Genomic DNA, 16621 nt, shown 5'->3' on the forward strand with positions numbered 1-16621 from the left:
ATGCCACTCGTCCTCGATGCCCATAATCACGTCGGAGACCGCCCCGGCGCGCGTCAGACCGGGCCCGACCTAGTTGCGAAGATGGACCAGGCCGGCATCGATCGCGCCGTGATCTTCCCGTTCGTCGAGGGCAACTTTACCAACGACGCGATCAAGGTCGCCGTGGACACCTGCCCCGACAGGCTGATCCCCTATTGCGCGGTCAATCCATGGCAACCGGGCGCCGCTGACGAGGTCCGGCGGTGCGTGCGAGATTGGGGTTTCCGCGGCCTCAAGCTGCACCCGACGCTCAACGGCTTCCATCTGTCGGATCCGAAACTCGTCGATCCGCTCTTCGAGGAAGCCCAGTCGCTCGGCATCCCGGTCATCGCGCACGGCGCCAGCGACCTCTACAACAGCCCGCCCGAGTTCGCCGAGATGGCCCGACGCTTCCCGAAGGTCCGCCTGCTGATGGCGCACATGGGCTTCTTCTGGTCGGTGGAGCAGGCCATCGCCTACGCGGCCGCCCTCCCCAATTTGTATCTCGAGACCTCGCGCGCCCCCATCTTCGAGATCACCACCGCGGTGGCGGCACTGGGTCCCGACAAGGTCGTCTGGGGTACCGACTCGCCCTTCGTCGATTACGAGTGGGAGTATCGCAAGATGGAGCGATGCAGCCCGGATCCGGGCGTGCGACGACGGGTCCTCGGCGAGACGATGGCCGAGATGCTCGGCCTTGGCTGACAGGCCCGGCCCGCTACCGACCTCCATCGCAGGCGCCGGCGCGCCGGAGATCCTGAGCGACAAGCGTCTCGAACTCGCGGCCCGTGCCGCCTGGCTCTACCACGCCAAGGGACAACGCCAGGAGGACATCGCGCGCACCCTCGGCCTGTCGCGTCAGGTGGTCCAGCGCCTGATCACCACCGCTGCCGCAGAGAAACTCATCCGGTTCCAGCTGCTGCATCCGCTGGCATCGTGCATCGCGCTCGCCGACCAGCTGACCGACCGCTTCCACCTGGCGTCCGTCGAAGTGGTGCCGAGCGTCGATGACCGCCGAGAGAACGTCTCCTCGATCGCCGATGCCGCCGCCTGCAGCCTCGAGACGCTGCTGCTGAAGACCGACCCGGTGATCGTCGGGATCGGCGGTCAGCGCGTCATCCGCGACGCGACCCTGCGCGTAGCCTCGATGTACCGGCCGATGCATCGCCTGGTGTCGCTGATGGGAAACATGACCCGGGAGGGGCGTGCCAGCCACTATGACAGCATCATGGGCCTGGCCAATCGCGTCGGAGCGCAGTGCTACCCGCTGCCGATGCCGGTCGTGGCGGAAAGCATCGAGGCGAAGAGGGTTCTGCAGGCCCAGCCTGCCTATCGCCTTTGCGCGGCGCTCGTCGGCGATGCCGATCTGCTGATGACCGGCATCGGCTATTTCGACGGCGCGGCGCCGCTGCTGCGTGACGGCTTCGTGACCGAGCCAGAGCTCATGCGCGCGTTGCAGCTCGGCGCAGTCGGCGAGATCCGCGGCTACTGCTTCGATGCCGAGGGCCGCATCGTCGACGCCCCGCATCACGCGCGCCTGACATCGTTCCCGCTGACCGTGCCGGCTGCCGCGCGCACCATCATCGTGCAGTGCGGCGCGCGGCGGGTGCCGGCCTTGCGCGCCGCCCTGCAGGGCAGCTTGGCCAACGGCCTAATCACCGACGAGGAGACGGCACAGCTGCTGCTCGAGCCATAGCACTACTCGAACAACGACATGAAAGAGCCGCAAAGCGGCCATCAGGGGGAGAAGTATCATGAACAGCGAAGGGCTCGTCGCCACGACCCGAGCACCCGGCACCGCCGGATTATTCACCCGGATCGGCGCCCGGGTATCCTGGGTGGCAATGGCCTATCTCTGGGTCATCTACATGCTCAATTCGAACATGCGCCAATGGTTCTCGATCGTGCAGCCCTCGCTGGTCGAGGAGTTCCACCTGACACCTGCGACGATGGGGCTCTATTCCGGACTGCTCACCGCAGCCGTCGGCGTGTCCGGCATCGCGTTCTCGCCGCTGCTCGTCGGCGGCGGACGCGGATGGGCACGCAAATATCGGCATCTGCCGATCGCGCTCTGCTACGGCTTCTTCTCCGTGCTGACCGGGATCGGCATGCTGACCACCAGTTTTGCCGTCATCTTCGTCTTCCAGCTCATCAAGAACCTGGCAAGCGGCGTCGGCGAAGTCGCGGAGGTCACCACCATCGCCGAATGGTGGCCGCTCGAGCGGCGCGGCTTCGCGCAGGGGCTGCACCACACGGCGTTCCCCTGGGGCTCGTTGATCGGCGGCCTCGCGATCTCGGCCGTCCTCGGCATCTTCGGCAGCACCCACTGGCGCTACATCTTCCTGATCCTGCCGTTCGCCCTGCTGCCGGTGCTGTTCCTCTTCTGGCGCTTCTCGACCTCGGAGAATTACACGCGCTTCGTCACCGACACCCGCGCCCGCAACCTGGCGCCGCCTCTCGCCGATGACGAGCAGACCTACCGCGCGCCACCAGGCGCCTTCTGGCGGACGGTCCGCAATCCGAACGTGCTGGTCACCGCCATCGCGTCCGGTTTCGGCAATTTCAGTCTCTACGGGCTCGGCTTCTGGCTCCCAGCCTATCTCGCCTTCATCGTGCATTACCCGATCGCCAAGGTCGCGGCCTATTCCGTCCTGTTCACCATCACCGGCGGCATCGGCCAGATCGTCTGGGGGTCGATTTCCGACTTCTATGGCCGCAAGTTCAGCCTCGTGCTGATGTTCCTCTGGCTGACCGTCGCCTTCCTGCTGTTCCGCTTCGCAGGCGCCGGCCTCGCTGCCCTGATCGCCATCCAGCTGTTCGCAGGCATGGCCACGAACGGGATCTACCCCGTGCTCTACTCGATGGGCTCGGACTCCTGTGAGCGCGGCACCATCACGATTGCCAACGGCCTGAACATCGGCGGCGTGATCCTAGGCGGCTGCGGCACCATCGTGGTCGGCGCCTTGATCCAGTGGGGCGGTGGTTATTCCTCCCCGGCCGGCTTCGCGCTAAGCCTGTACGTCCTGGCCGGCGCGATGGCCCTGTCGGCCGTGATGCTTGCGCTGTTCACGCGGGAAACCAACGGGCGCTTCATGCACCTCGACCGCGCCCTGGTGTCGCGCGAGTCCTGCCTGCGCAACAAGTATGTCCACAACAGTAACAGAGGCGATGTCCCATGAATTCCACAGGTTTCGTGAAGCGCCTCTGGGCGTTGGAAGGTGGCACGCTGCAGGACGACCGCGGTGCGCTGGTGGTCGGCGAGTCCGGGGCCATCACCCTGCCCTGCCCGAGCTTCCTGATCGAACACGAGCGCGGCCTCGTGCTGATGGATACCGGCCTGGTGCCCGGCGCTGCCGAAGACCCGATCGCCGTCTATGGCGAGATGGGCAGGAAGCTGAGCGTATCGCTCACGCAGGCGCAGCGCGTCGACAGGCAGATCGAGGCGCTGGGTTTTGCCGTCAGCGACGTGAAGCACGTCATCATGAGCCACCTGCACTGGGACCACACCGGCGGGATGTATCTGTTCCCGCACGCTGAGTTCCACGTCATGAGCGGTGAGCTCCAGTACGCGCACTGGCCGCTCCCGGCCGGGCCGCTCTATCGCCTGGAGGACATTACCCCGACGCGGGGCTTCAAATGGAACGAGATCGAGGGGCCGGAACTCGACTTCTTCGGCGACGGCAGCCTGGTGATCCTGCACATGCCGGGTCACAGCCCTGGCAATGCGAGCCTGCTGGTGCGCCTGCAGAGCCGCACCATCCTGCTCGCCGCCGACAGCGCGCATCTGCGGTCCGGCTACCTGTCGGACCTGCCGATGCCGTCGGACTGGAACACGCTGCAGTCCGTGCAGTCGCTGCGCCGTCTCCGCCAGATCGCGAGGAGCCACGATGCGATGGTCTGGATCCTGCACGATCCCGAGGATTGGGCGGAATACAGGCACGCCCCGGATTTCTACGAGTAGGGGCCCGGAACCCTTCCTGCGGAGGCAGCTCTGTCTAGCTGAGCTCTGGGCTGGCTGTCATCAAAAGTTGGGGCAGACTTGTAGCCTTCGAAAGACCGAACTTGGCCGAAAGCGGCCTGTCCGCTTTAGAGCAGAAAGCGAAGGAAAGCAGACATAAGCCGCCAATCGCCGTTTTTCCCTGCTGTCGACCCAGTGCAGACGCCTGTGTCTGATAATGAGCGACACCAATTTGCAGCTCAACCTGCCGGCAGTTTAGTTTCTGCCTGAAGCCATTGTTTGATAACATGTTGAGAAGGAAAAGTAGTTTGATGACGAACTTTGTTAGTCGTGCTTTGAAAAAGTCTTGGCGTATGAACGAAATGGCGTTCACGGTTGGCTTAGAAAAGCAAATCGATTGGCTTTCCAAAAGACTGCTAAGCCCTCAGAATCTGTTCCACTACAGCAGCTATCAAAATCTCTCACAGTTTAGTACACCAGTAATTTGTAATGGCGCATCTGGTTCTACTAGCGTAAATCTTCTTGCTCCAAAGTTAAAACTGAACAACCCAATAAACTTTGTTCGGTTGTTTGGTAGAGATTTCCGGAACGTAGATTTGCAATTTCGTAACTGGCTCAAACCTTCACATTGGACGCAAATCAATCAAGAATACACATACTTCTTTGTAGGAGAACCTGATCAAATCAGACTTGATGCGCAAGCATTGCGCGTAAAGGGATTACACGGCCTATGTAGGATTGAAGTGAAGGCTCAGGACTTAGTATCTCACTTACAAATCCATAATAAAAAGAGGATATTCTTTAGATCTGGAGACGGCGTCCTCATAATTTTAGGGGGATATCAAGGGCCTGCTACGGTAACGCCAATTTGAAAAATTATGCAAATTTTGCCCTTTACTTGGCTACGATACATTTACTCCACCAACGGCACGCATATAGGTGGGTAGGTTGGCCGAAGGAGGAATGTCTGCTTCGAATTTAAACCTGGAACAGCGGGCATTCGGTCGCCTTCGCTAGCTCGGATCCCGCCTGCCCGATGCCGACGGCCGCGGCTACCGCTGAGCTCGACCGAGGTTATGAGAAGAGGATGGAGATCCACTACCGCGCGCAGAGCATTTCGCACTCTGACTGAAGACTCATTCCCCATTTTCGGGGCGCCACTTCGCTTGAGCTTCTGAAAGCGGCCGGTTCGCCGCCTGATCAGGAGCCAAGTTCCATGTCCCATACCGTCTTTATCACCGTCCAGGGTCACGACCATCTCGTCGAGGTCGACATGCCCGAGAACGCCTCTCTCGAGATCGTCCACGCCACTGTCAAGGCGGCGGGCATTGAAATCGACGAGGAGTTCATTCTCTTCCACGACGAGGACGACGAGCCGATCGACTGGCACGGCTCTAAGCGCCAGCACCACATGAAGCACGGCGCGAAGCTGCACCTCACCCGCTGCCGCAAGATCGACGTCACCATCCACTACCTCGAGCAGACTAAGCGCCACAGCTTCGCCCCCGGCGTCCGCGTGCGCCACGTCAAGGCGTGGGCGGTCGATCATTTCAAGCTGGCCGAGCGCGACGCCGCCGAGCACGTCCTGCAGGTCTACGGCGGCACCGACCGCCCGCCGACCGACATGCCGCTGCATAAGCTGGTCAAGCCCTGCCAATGCGAGGTGTCTTTCGACCTAGTCCCCGACATCCGCGTCGAGGGCTGAGGTGAATCCGCCCGTCGGCCCCTGCCAACTGCTGCTCTCGCGCGATCTGGCCGCACCTGAGTTCCGGTGTGGCCAGTTCGACGGGCGGTGGCGCCTCGTCTGTCAAGCTTGGCCCTACCTGGTTATCGCCCTGTCGGCCGCGCCGCGCCCGAACTCGCCGGCCGAGTTCGGACTGCGCTTCGAATGCAGCGGCTATCCCCAGGTCGCTGTCACCGCGCAGCCCTGGAACCTTGCGACCGACGGGCCGCTCGCGGCGCACCTGTGGCCGCGCGGCAAGCTGATCCTGCCCTCGGTCTTCCGGCCTGGGTGGCGGGGCGGTACTTGCCTCTACCTCCCGTGCGATCGCGCCTCCATGAACGGGCACGACATCTGGGTGCACCAGCACCCAAACCGCCTGTGGCAACCAGCCCGCGGCATCATCTGCTACTTGGAGCAAGTCCATGACCTTCTCAATCAGGGCGATTATACGGGCACTGTCGCGGCGTGACCGCGGCATTCACTTCGGGCCCGAACGCTGGGTCAGCCTACTGGCCGAACTCGACCGCCGCGGTGGGCGCCGGCACGAGGCCGGCGCGTTCCTTCTCGGCGCCCGCACAGGCCACCTCCGCGAGGTGCAGGATGTCGTCTTCTACGACGACCTGGACCCGGAGGCCTATAGCTCCGGCGTCTGCATTCTCCACGCGCCAGCGTTCGCGGCGCTGTGGTCCATGTGCCGTGCGCGCGGCCTGACCGTCGTCGGCGACGTCCACACCCACCCTAAAAGCGCTTTCCAGAGCGAGGCCGACCGCACCAACCCAATGGTCGCGCGCGATGGCCACATCGCAATCATCGTGCCGAACTTCGCTACGGGTCGGCCGGCGCGCAAGACGCTCGGCGTCTTCGAGTACCGGGGTAACCACGCCTGGACCGACCACTCTGGCGCCCGCGCGCGTCGCTTTCTGCACAACGACTTATGGAGCAAGTTCCTATGACGACTGATCCCGATCGCCTGCACCGCACGGCAAAATACTTCATGGATAGCGGGCGGGCGGCGACCGCCGAGGGCGCGCTCGACATGCTCTCCCGCTTCGGCATGACGATCATCGTGGACGCGGCGAACGCAACAACCCGGAACGGCCAGACCGCGCTGCTTACTTTGGTCAATGCCGCCCGGCGCACGATGCTCGGCGGCATCGAGGTCGAGGGAGTCAGCGATCAGCCCATTGTGACGGCCCTTTCGACCCAGACGACCTTAGGCGCCGCGATCGCGGCTTTTGGCGGAACCTGCGTCGGGTGCGCACGCAACGATTGGCCCTGCGCGATCATCGGCGACGCCGCGCCGCCGGCCGGTCCCGCACCCGCTTGGCGCTTGCAGTGGGCGGGCTGGCGCGGCGGCGTCGTTCCCGCATCGTGGACCCCGGTTGCCGCCTGCAACGCGATCCCGCTCGCGCCGGCAATGGCCGCAGCCGCCTGCATAGGCGAGGTCTTCGCCTGGCACGCCGGCGACCATGACATGGCGGGTCGACGCGCGTCGGGCCTATCGATCTGGAACCCGGGCGCGCCCTGGACCGACGCTGATCCTACCGAACCGCCGCTGACCCACCTTCCCGCCAAGCTCTGGCTGATCGGCCTGGGCAACCTCGGCCAGGCCTTCGCCTGGTGCCTCGCCTCGTTGCCATACCCCGCAGGGGCGCAGACAACGCTGATGCTTCAAGACTTCGACCGGATGTCGGAAGCCAATGACAGCACCTCGCTGCTGGCGGTGCCCCAGCAGCCTACCGCGCTGAAGACCCGCTGGGTCGGCGACTGGCTCGAACGCCGCGGTTTCGACGTCCGGCACGAGGAGCGGCGGTTCGGTGAATGGACCCGGCGCCACCACTTCGAGCCCGGCGCCGCACTATGCGGCGTGGACAACGCGGTTGCCCGCGCGGCGCTGGAAGACGCGGGTTTCAATCTAGTGGTGGAAGCCGGCCTCGGCGGCGGGACGCAGGGGTTCCGCAATTTCTCGCTGCACTGCTTCCCCGGTCCCAAGCGCGCTGGGATGATCTGGGGAGGCGCCGCGGCAACGGCGACCGCCCCCGACGTCTCGACCATGCCGGCCTACCAGGCGATGAAGGACAAAGGGGTCGAGGGATGTGGCCTGACACTGATCGCGTCCCGCACGATCGGCGTGCCCTTCGTCGGACTAACCGCGGCGATGCTCGCAGTCGGCGAACTGCTGCGGCGGCTACACGGCGGCGGCGCGATGGAGGTGGTGTCGGGGTCGCTGATGGCGCTCGAGGACACCGTCGCCTTCGTTGGCGCGCCCGAGCCCTACGCCCATGGCCATGTCGACGTCGACCCTGCCAACCTAGCGGAGGCGGCCTGACCGACGAGGGTTCAGGCGGCTGGCTCATCGGCTGGTTTCGCCGGATGACTGTGTAAGACGACGTCCGCGTTCTTATCGACCGCCTTACGCCGAGCCAGAAGACGCACGAACTGTCGGACCCCAACGAGTTCGAACGGCGCAAGGACATCTGCTTGATTTGCTGTGCCGAGAAGCTGGTCATCCGGCGGGTGGAGTGACGGCGAGGAAACTGAACCACCCCGCGAGGCGGACGGCCGATACTTCGTGGTCCGCGGCAGGCTGTAGCGCATATCCGACCCGGAGCTGCCGACCGACGAGCGCGATCGGCTCGTCAAGGAGTTGATGGCCACCCGCCGGAAGGTGGCCACGACGCGTTAGGCGGCCGATGAGCAAGGCGGGTCCGCCGCCCACGAATGCTAAGCGCGCGTTGGGTGAGCGCGGACTGGTGTGGTGGGACGACGGCACCCCCGACCTCAACCGGCACGTGGTCCGGACGACCGCTTATGCCAAAACGTATCGCGAACTAAGGCAAGTAATCGATGGTGCTGCGTCGACAGGCTATATTCCGCAGATAAAGTAGCACTGGCAGTTCGGGCAGAAACGCGGATCGTCCGGCTTGGCGGGAAACTGCCCGGCCTCGATGCCGTTGATCGCATCCTCGAAGACTTTGACGGCCTTGTCCTCCTTGCCAGCCGGGAACTCCCGCGTCTCGCCGTCACTGGGATAATAGGCCCCTATGGTGATCGTCCTGCCCGGAAACTGCCGCTGCGCCGCCCGGCGCAACGCACCGTAAATCGGCTTGTCACCCTCGCCCTTCGTCTGCCGGCCGGTCCGGATGCGCTGTAAGCGGACCACACTGCCGGCGTCAACCAAGCGGTCAGGCATCACCGTGACGGTCCGCCCGGCGATCGTGATGTCGAGTTCCCTGTCGACGGATGCGCCCTGCTCGGTAGCGATGAAGGCCGCCCCATTTGCGACCATGCGGTTAGCCGCCTGTCGGTAGTATCCCTCGAAACCGTGGCCGACAGGACCGCGCTCGGTCCAGACTGCATCGAGATACGTCAAGGCCTCGGCCCCGCTAGTCGCGACGCCCTCGGCGCGACGGTCCTGGATCCATGCCAACGTCCCGCGCACGCAGCGGTGGAAATCTAGGAATGCGGTGCCGTCTGCGCCGCCGCGCAAACCCATCAGCTGCTCGTAACGATATCTTGCGGGACAGCGGAGGTAAGTTTCGAGCTCGCTGGCAGAATAGCCGGTCCGCCTCCCGACGACCACGGGCGGGCGGGCGACCGGCTGCGGTACACTGCAGGGTAACGTGCGGGTCGTCGCCGGTATCGACGAGACTGAGTCCAGGAATTTCGACGCCGACGCGTTCTGCGTGGTATATTTTACCGCTCGCGTCAGTGACAGGTGGTCGCGCGCGCGGGACAGGCCGACGAAGAAGAGGCATTCCTCCTCGGCGTCGTGGTCGTCCTTCGCCATGTTCAGCTGAGGATACTTCGCCAAGGCAGGCGCCCTCGATCCTTTCCGACCCGCCGGCATGTATCTCGTCGCCAACGCGGGCAGATGGACCGCCGGGAACTCCAAACCCTTGCTACCGTGGATGGTGAGGACGCGCACGGCGTCGATGTCGGTCGCCTCTGCCGATATCGTCCGGTAGACGCTGTCCTGGTTCAACAGCTCGATGCGGCGGATGCGCTCCAGCAGGCGCTTCCGACTCCTGTTGCTGACGGCGTCGTGCTCGCCGCACACTTTGAGTAGGTGGTAGATCGCGATAAGCTTCTGACGGTCTGCCGGGCCCGAGCTGCGGACGAGGGGATCGAGGTAGCAGCCGGTCTCGAACAGCCAGCCGGTCAGCATCGACCAGGGCGACGTGCCTGGCCCGACGAACGCGAGCTCCGCGCCCAATTTCATGAGACCGCCACGCCCCGCGTCGGAAAGGCCGCCGATCTCCGCGACCCTGGGCAACGCCTGGATGACCGGCAGCTTCTCCGTCCCGGCCCAGGCGATCACCGCGAGGGCGTCCTTCTCGGTCGCACCGTATGCGGGAAGCTGCGCGACCCGGACGAGTCCGAGCCCGCCGAACTCGGCGTCGAGCGCGACCAGCGACAGCAGATCGCGGATCTCGCCGCGCTCGAACAGATCGCCGAGATACAGGAGGGGGACGTTGAGCCTTTCGAGCAACGCCGTCAGGCGGCCAAGCGTCAGATGACTGCGGGCCAGGATCGCTTGGTCGCGGTAAGGCACGCCTGCGGCCCGCAGGCGCTCGACCCGGTCGCGGATCGCGCAGGCCTCGTCTTCGACTGTCGCGCAGACCTCAAGCGTGACCGCGCCGACCGGGCCTCGGTTGGCCTGCCACTCCGCCGCCGCGCCGCCGGCCATGCCACCGGTGAAGGCGGCGAAGGCGCGGACCACCGGCGTGCCCGAGCGGTAGTTGATCCCGAGCCTGAGGCGCTTCCCGTCAAACTCCGTGGTGAAGCGCTCGACGTTTGAGGGCTCGGCCCCCCGAAACCGGTAGATCGACTGACGATGGTCGGCGACCACCCAGATGTCGCGGCAGTCGTCAGCGAACGCGCGCAGGAGCGCCGAGCTAGCGAAGTTCACGTCCTGGTATTCGTCGACGAGCAGATGGCGGTAGCGTCCTAGCACCTCCGTTCGGACTTGGGGATCCTTGAGCAGTGTGACGGCGTGCCGGATTAGGTCGCCGAAGTCGACCGCGTCCGCCTCCTCGAGAAGGCGCTCGTAGATCGTGTAGACCTCGCCGACCTCGACCGCCTTCTCCGCAACTTCCCGCGCGGCCTCATCGGTGCCCGCCGCCGCGAGGTCCGCCTCGGCCGCCGCGAGGTATTCCTCCGGACCGATCAGCTCGTCCTTGGCTCTCGAAATCGCGCTCACCACGAAGGCGAGTTCGAGCGCCGGCTCGAAGAGGTTCTGGTAGTGGCGCAGCGGAAGCACCTCGAGGTTGGCTTCGAGCAGTGCAAGGCTCGCCGTCGGATCGAAAATCCTGACCTTCTCGGTCCGGTCGATACGGCCCGCGTAGCAGGTGACCAGCTCGAGCCCGAATTTGTGGAAGGTCCCGACCCACATTTCGATCGCGGCGTCGGCATCGACCGCCGACAGGCGCTCGCGCATCTCCTCCGCCGCCCTGTTGGAGAAGGTGAGCGCGAGGATCGAGGACGCCGTATCCCCTTTCAGAATGCGCGCGACGCGTTCGACTAGGGTGCGCGTCTTGCCGGTCCCGGGACCGGCGTGGACCAGGAGGGGTCCGTCAGACCAATCGACGGCCGCCTGCTGATCGGCATCCAGCTCGTAGACGACCTTCACGTCTTCCTTGACCTTGTGCCGGAAGAGGGGTGGAAGCAGCAGGGCCCGGATCGCCTGCTGCAGGACCAGGTTGTGCGGCAGGCCAAGCTGGGCCGCGATCGCCGACGGCCGGGCGCCGGCGAGGAGCTCGTCCCTCAGCCGGTCCGAAGGGCACAGGAACTCGCACGCGAAGACGTCGGCCTGGACTTCCTTGCGCTCGCGCGAGGAGTAGCCGTCGACGCGGGCGCCGCCACTTTCCACCGGTTCACCTGAGAGCCTCATGGACACATCGGTGACATCGCTCTTGGGATCGGAGTGAAGCCGGAAGTGGCCGAGCTCGTGGGCAATGACGACGACCTCGTTCTCCTTGGCCTGACCGCTGGCAACGTGGACGATTCCGGGACCACGCTCGAAGAAGCCTAGGACGTTGTCGCCGGCCCGCGTGCCCGGATCGAACTCGACGATCTCCAGGTCGTGCAGTTCGGCCATCCCGTCGACCAGCTCGCGGGCGGTCGGTGCGGCACCCGTTTTGGTTAGCGCGGCGGCGCGGCAGTCGCGCGCGGCGAGCCGGATGTCGCTCCAAGCGTCCATCAGTCGTCAGCCAGCCAATAGGCGATCTCTTCTTCGCTCATTCCGGACGACCGTATGATCTCTTCGAAGGTCCGCTGGATCGCCACCGGCTGACCAACGGACTTAGCGCGGCCGCCAAGCGCCGGAACGCGGGCGGCGTGCGCATGGGCGACATTGAATGCCGCCACCGAGACACCGAGCTCGCGCGAAATCGCCGTAGAGAAGCGTGGCCGTAGGGCGCGCATGCGGCCAGCAAAGAGGTCCGCCACCACGACGCGCTTTATCGGCAGCCTGCGGGCGAGTTCAGGTTGAGACAGGGCCGCCGACTTCAGCATGGCGTCTAGGGTCGGGCCTGACGCGGCGGTTGCCTCGACGATCCGATCCCCAGACTCCGCCGCGAACATGGCGGCCTGGACCCGGCTACGGCCGCGCGCGATCATGTTGTCGTCCAGTTGGGCGGGCTGCTCAACCAAGTCCGCGATCATCGACAGCCGGGCGGCCGCGTGTTCGCGGATGTCCCGGGCGAAACTAGGGTGCGCCTGCGTCCAACGCTTAATATCCGCACGCGTTGGGATGTCGCACTCCTTGTGGAACGCGATCAGCACTTCATCTGCCTCTAGCTGACTGTTTTCCATCACCATCTTCCGATCAGCTTCTCTAACTGTTGCTTGGCGGACGCCAGCCTCTTCGAGGCGGTGTCCGGATCGATCTCGAGGATGCTCGAGATCGACTCACCCTTGATGCTGCTGCAACGGTAGCCCTGCATGTGGAGCTCGAACACGTCGCGCACGCCCTTGCCGCGGAGGCAATTCAGGATGCGTTGCACATCGGCTTCCTGCTCCGCTTCCGAAAAGTTCTCGGTCCGCGGATCCACCATGCCGCCAGGGTCGTCGACCATGTCGGGCATGAGCTTCATCTTCGCGCGCGCCCGACGCACGTGATCGATCGCCCGATTGCGAAGCGTCGGCTTGAACCACTTGCGCAACCCCTCACCATCGGCCGCCGTCGGCGACAGCAACGCCTTGAGCATCGCGTCATGCACCGCCTCGACGATGTCGTTCCCTCCGTCCGGGAATGTCTTGGTCGAGATCTCGCTCCGCAGGATCGACAGCATGCGGTCGGAAATGAAGACGATCATCTCGCGGACGAAATCCTGATCGACCCCCTCGCAGCGGTAATTGGCGCGTATCGCACCGACGATAACCCCTTCGGGAAGCCGGGTTAGCTGACCCTGCTTGACGATCCGTCGCCATGTGCGGTGGTCGTCCAGCAGTGGAGGCTCATCGTCCGCGTCACTCATGAGGATCTCCTTCAAATCTGGACCTCAAGGTGACCAGCGAATCCTAGCGCGAGAAATCCGGAAAAAAGTGAATCACGGACGCGGGGTCGATCTCGTCGACACGACGCCCAACGGCCATCCCTTTACCACAACCCGTCGCTATCAGCCGGGCACCGATCGCTTCGCAGTTGTCAAACGGGAAGCGTGGGTCGAAATTGAACATGACGGTAGCGTCGTTGTTGGCAGATTCGCCGGCAGGGCCGTTTTTTCTCTCTTGTTATACACGGCACATCTCTTGTCCGCATGATTGCGGCTCCCAGGGAGATGGAGCGGTCAACCCAATGGTGGATTGCACGGCCCCTTCTCCACCGAGATCGGTGGACGGAGGAAGCTCTGCGTCAGAACTGGTTCTGGTTGTTTAAGGGCTTGGCAGACTGCCATACTGATCCCGCCGCTCTCGTAGCAGCCCTGCGCCCTTCGGGGCCGTAGGGCTCCTCGAGCGGGGTCTGCGCCTCGGGATTGTCCATATGGGCAAACCGCGAAGGCTTACAGTCAAGCAGATCATCGCGCTTCTTGGCGCGGTGGCCGGGGTACTCCAGGCGGTGGCGACCGTCCTGAAGTACCTGCCGACCTGTAGCCTAGACCTGGGAGGGGGGGCAGTCTTCGCGGGTTGGCCCCCCAACCATGCCGAGAGTGTGGACGTCACGGGAGTCGTTTTCAAGCGTCACGACATGGCGCCTCGTCAGCCGCTTTTGGGTCCGGATCATCCACATGACAGGTAGCCATCATGCTTCAGCTCATGTCCGCTATCGGGGCACGGTCCGAGGCACTTGAACGTCCGAGATGAGCGCAAAGCAGACCAAAGTGGCACCCCAGGATGCAGACGGATACACACCTGCGGCCGCATCTTGCCGCGTGATCATGACCAAAGCTGACGCTCAACGAGTTCTGCGACCATATCCAGGCGTGACCCGAACGCCCTGTTGCTTGTTGCTCGGTCCCAGGCGGTTTCGCGTGCCCGCCATTCGGCAACATTCTCTCCCTCCCCCGGACCGCCGAACTGGCCGCCCCTATAGCCGCGGTTCCGCCGCTCGACCGCCGCTTTCAGGAGTTCCAGGGCTTCGGGCCGCAGGTCCCGCACGCAGGTTCGCGCCAACGCGGCATCAAACGGATCCTGCGGCACAGCCTGCGACATTTTCGGGACCCGAGACTTCACAGGGCGCACCGCATTCTGCGCGGCCGGAGCAGCCGACGGCTCTTGCGCGGCCTCCAGTTGCTCCAGGAGCTCTGCCAGCCGGAGGAGCGTCGAGCTGGCGGCCTTCCGGCCGGACTCGAGGTTCCTCATTGACGGTTGTAGGATCCGCAGCTCGCCCGCCGCACGTTTGACCGACCAGCCCATGCGGCCGCGCCAAAATGCGAGGTCGGCACCGACGGAGATCGTCTCGGACATGACCTGGGCCCCTGTGTGCAGGTTTCTAAGAAGTGCTTCTCAGAATACTCAGGCCGGAAGCAAGCGACCCGCTTCTCGGAAGCGGTCAACAAGCATAGCCGCCTGGACTACCAGAGCGGTCAGCGATGCCTGCGTCTGCCCGTCGGGACAGGATGCCCCTTCGCAGCATGTCGCCATATGCTCGTTGCACGCAGCCCTTGAAAAGGCCTTGCTTCCCTCGCAAAGTCGCGCAATCGACGACTTGGCGCTGCGCTACGTCGGTGGCAGGGCTGAAATGCCCGTTCCGTTTCGGGTGCTTCCCCGCACGACGTCTAGATCACCTGAAGGATACCGCACCTGCCGCGACTCAAGATCGACAAGGTCGCCAGCCTGGCCGACGGCCTCCTCCGCGCGCTCGATGAGACCGGCTGGAGCGCCAGAGGCCTGTCCGTGGCGGCGGGCCTCGGTATCGACGGGGTCCGTAATGCCACTCGGGGTGTCTCTCATACACTACGCGGGGATCGCCTCGACAGAATTGCTGCCGTCCTCGGTATCAGCCCGGCGACGCTGGTCGGAGACGGGCCCTGGCCCAAACGGCGGCTGCGCCGTGCCCCGGCGGCCGAACCAACCCAGCGGCGGCGGGCAAGCAAACATCTATCTCTACCTGAGATCGACCTCCGGCCGGGGGCGCCGGCGAGTGCAGCAGAAATCCGCAATCGGCCTGTGGCGGAGACCTGGGTGGTGCCTGTCGACCTGCTCAAGGGCCGATCTCTGCAGGCAGACGACCTCGTCGTGGTGCGGGCACCCGCGGCGTGTGAGGCGTGCGGGATTCACTCGGGAGATCGGCTGCTGGTGGATGTTGGTGACGCAGCGCGGCGGGCAACGACTGGAGCAGCTGTGGTTTGGGCAGGTGGCAGGCACCGGCTGGTCGCGGTCGCCAGCCCACGGACGCAGGTTGTAGGGAGAGTGGTCGGGCGCTGGGAGTGGATGGTCGCATGATCGGGTAGAGCGTCGACTTCACCCGTCTCTGGTTTCATGGACTCATCCGCATCGCAACGGTGCCAGAAGGCCTTGGATCCAAAACGGCAGTTTGGTTGGTTGGCCGCTGATCTTCTGGGCGGCAGCTCTGGGGTGGATCGAAAGCGCGACCTTCCTGAAGGTCGCTACATCCGGCGCGCGATCGCCTCGGCTTTTGTAGGCCGTCCACGACGTTTCGGCGCCTGCGGAGGACCCGCCTCTTTGACCACTGAGGCAACCTTGCCGCACGCCTTGCTCTCGAGCCAAGCCTCGATATCCCTAACCCGGAAGTGGCGTGCCCGCACTCCGAACTTGATAGACGGCGGCCCCGACCTCCGATAGACCAGATTGCGGAGTGCGCCGACCGACGAAAGCCCAAGGTAATGAGCTGCCTGCGTGTACGACAGCACCGCAGGAGGTCTGGGCGGATTGGGTGGAACAGGCATCGACGGACTCCGTGTGTTGTTTCGGAGCCTGCCTGCCCGCCGATGTCGCCATTGGGGGGCCGGAGCCTCTGCCAATGATGGTCCCACTGATTTCCAGGGGCGCAAGGGGCAAATCGTGCCCAAAGCCGAAAAAGCTACGGGCTGCCAATCCTCAGAGCGCACCTGCGACAGCATGGTCCAATGGTCCAATTCTGGACCAATAGGCGTGTGATGCCCTGTGATGCAGGATGATCTTCCGTGACACTCTAAGGCTTTAAGAACAATGGGTTATCGGCAAGCGCCCGTGCCAGCTGGATCCTTAACCGCCCTCTCACGGCGGTAACAGGGGTTCGAATCCCCTACGGGACGCCATCGACTCTACTGAGTTTATTGGTCGTGCACTGGACCTTGTAAAGGTCCTTGCGGACCCTCAGCGCGCATTCCCTTGTTGAGGGAGTGCTCCAGGGTCCAAGAACACATACAGCTACAGTTGATATCCATGGCCAATTGCCGCATGGGCTGACGGTAAACCCGGGCGATACGGCGTAGCGAACCCTGTGGACAGTCCCGTTTCTACTTGTACTTCCCGAA

General features: G+C 64.2%; 14 protein-coding genes and 1 tRNA gene. 10 read left to right on the forward strand and 5 right to left on the reverse strand.

Features of this window, described 5'->3' with window-relative positions:
• The 9 genes from ACOEQ2_RS01470 to ACOEQ2_RS01510 all read left to right on the forward strand — a co-directional run bounded on the left by ACOEQ2_RS01470 (window position 1) and on the right by ACOEQ2_RS01510 (window position 8028).
• Window positions 1–723 carry an amidohydrolase family protein gene (locus ACOEQ2_RS01470; RefSeq protein WP_419729623.1) on the forward strand — a complete coding sequence of 241 codons (723 nt, stop codon included), beginning with the start codon at window positions 1–3 and terminating at the stop codon, window positions 721–723.
• On the forward strand, window positions 716–1714 hold the full coding sequence (locus tag ACOEQ2_RS01475) for a sugar-binding transcriptional regulator (RefSeq protein ID WP_419729624.1): 999 nt from the start codon (window positions 716–718) through the stop codon (window positions 1712–1714). Before ACOEQ2_RS01470 ends, ACOEQ2_RS01475 begins: the two co-directional genes overlap by 8 nt.
• A gap of 58 nt (window positions 1715–1772) precedes the next feature.
• Window positions 1773–3197 (forward strand): MFS transporter, encoded by a 1425-nt coding sequence (locus ACOEQ2_RS01480; RefSeq protein ID WP_419729625.1) that lies wholly within the window; start codon window positions 1773–1775, stop codon window positions 3195–3197.
• A complete protein-coding gene (locus tag ACOEQ2_RS01485) occupies window positions 3194–3979 on the forward strand; it encodes an N-acyl homoserine lactonase family protein (RefSeq protein ID WP_419729626.1) in 786 nt (261 codons plus the stop codon). The genes ACOEQ2_RS01480 and ACOEQ2_RS01485 overlap by 4 nt, the downstream gene beginning before the upstream one ends.
• A gap of 308 nt (window positions 3980–4287) precedes the next feature.
• Entirely contained in the window at window positions 4288–4848 is a 561-nt protein-coding gene (locus tag ACOEQ2_RS01490; protein ID WP_419729627.1) for a hypothetical protein, read from the forward strand.
• A gap of 344 nt (window positions 4849–5192) precedes the next feature.
• Window positions 5193–5681, forward strand: coding sequence for a hypothetical protein (locus ACOEQ2_RS01495; RefSeq protein ID WP_419729628.1), 489 nt, complete (start codon window positions 5193–5195; stop codon window positions 5679–5681).
• Window position 5682: 1 nt separating this feature from the next.
• Window positions 5683–6168, forward strand: coding sequence for a DUF7665 family protein (locus ACOEQ2_RS01500; RefSeq protein WP_419729629.1), 486 nt, complete (start codon window positions 5683–5685; stop codon window positions 6166–6168).
• Window positions 6122–6652, forward strand: coding sequence for a Mov34/MPN/PAD-1 family protein (locus tag ACOEQ2_RS01505; RefSeq protein WP_419729630.1), 531 nt, complete (start codon window positions 6122–6124; stop codon window positions 6650–6652). The genes ACOEQ2_RS01500 and ACOEQ2_RS01505 overlap by 47 nt, the downstream gene beginning before the upstream one ends.
• Window positions 6649–8028 carry a hypothetical protein gene (locus ACOEQ2_RS01510; RefSeq protein ID WP_419729631.1) on the forward strand — a complete coding sequence of 460 codons (1380 nt, stop codon included), beginning with the start codon at window positions 6649–6651 and terminating at the stop codon, window positions 8026–8028. The genes ACOEQ2_RS01505 and ACOEQ2_RS01510 overlap by 4 nt, the downstream gene beginning before the upstream one ends.
• A 537-nt stretch (window positions 8029–8565) precedes the next feature.
• Here ACOEQ2_RS01510 and ACOEQ2_RS01515 read toward each other — a convergent pair.
• The 5 genes from ACOEQ2_RS01515 to ACOEQ2_RS01535 all read right to left on the reverse strand — a co-directional run bounded on the left by ACOEQ2_RS01515 (window position 8566) and on the right by ACOEQ2_RS01535 (window position 14609).
• Window positions 8566–11901: a UvrD-helicase domain-containing protein gene (locus ACOEQ2_RS01515; protein ID WP_419729632.1), complete on the reverse strand. Its 3336-nt coding sequence runs from the start codon at window positions 11899–11901 to the stop codon at window positions 8566–8568.
• Entirely contained in the window at window positions 11901–12521 is a 621-nt protein-coding gene (locus ACOEQ2_RS01520) for a hypothetical protein (protein ID WP_419729633.1), read from the reverse strand. Before ACOEQ2_RS01520 ends, ACOEQ2_RS01515 begins: the two co-directional genes overlap by 1 nt.
• Window positions 12515–13180, reverse strand: a complete 666-nt coding sequence (locus ACOEQ2_RS01525; protein ID WP_419729634.1) for a sigma-70 family RNA polymerase sigma factor — start codon at window positions 13178–13180, stop codon at window positions 12515–12517. Before ACOEQ2_RS01525 ends, ACOEQ2_RS01520 begins: the two co-directional genes overlap by 7 nt.
• A 43-nt stretch (window positions 13181–13223) precedes the next feature.
• Window positions 13224–13382 carry a hypothetical protein gene (locus ACOEQ2_RS01530; RefSeq protein WP_419729635.1) on the reverse strand — a complete coding sequence of 53 codons (159 nt, stop codon included), beginning with the start codon at window positions 13380–13382 and terminating at the stop codon, window positions 13224–13226.
• 696 nt (window positions 13383–14078) lie between these two features.
• Window positions 14079–14609, reverse strand: coding sequence for a hypothetical protein (locus ACOEQ2_RS01535; RefSeq protein WP_419729636.1), 531 nt, complete (start codon window positions 14607–14609; stop codon window positions 14079–14081).
• A 1724-nt stretch (window positions 14610–16333) separates the two neighbouring features.
• Here ACOEQ2_RS01535 and ACOEQ2_RS01540 point away from each other — a divergent pair.
• Window positions 16334–16402: transfer RNA gene (locus tag ACOEQ2_RS01540), tRNA-OTHER, on the forward strand.
• The last annotated feature ends 219 nt before the right edge of the window (window positions 16403–16621 follow it).

This window comes from Lichenicola sp. (genome assembly GCF_965198575.1).
Classification (GTDB): domain Bacteria; phylum Pseudomonadota; class Alphaproteobacteria; order Acetobacterales; family Acetobacteraceae; genus Lichenicola.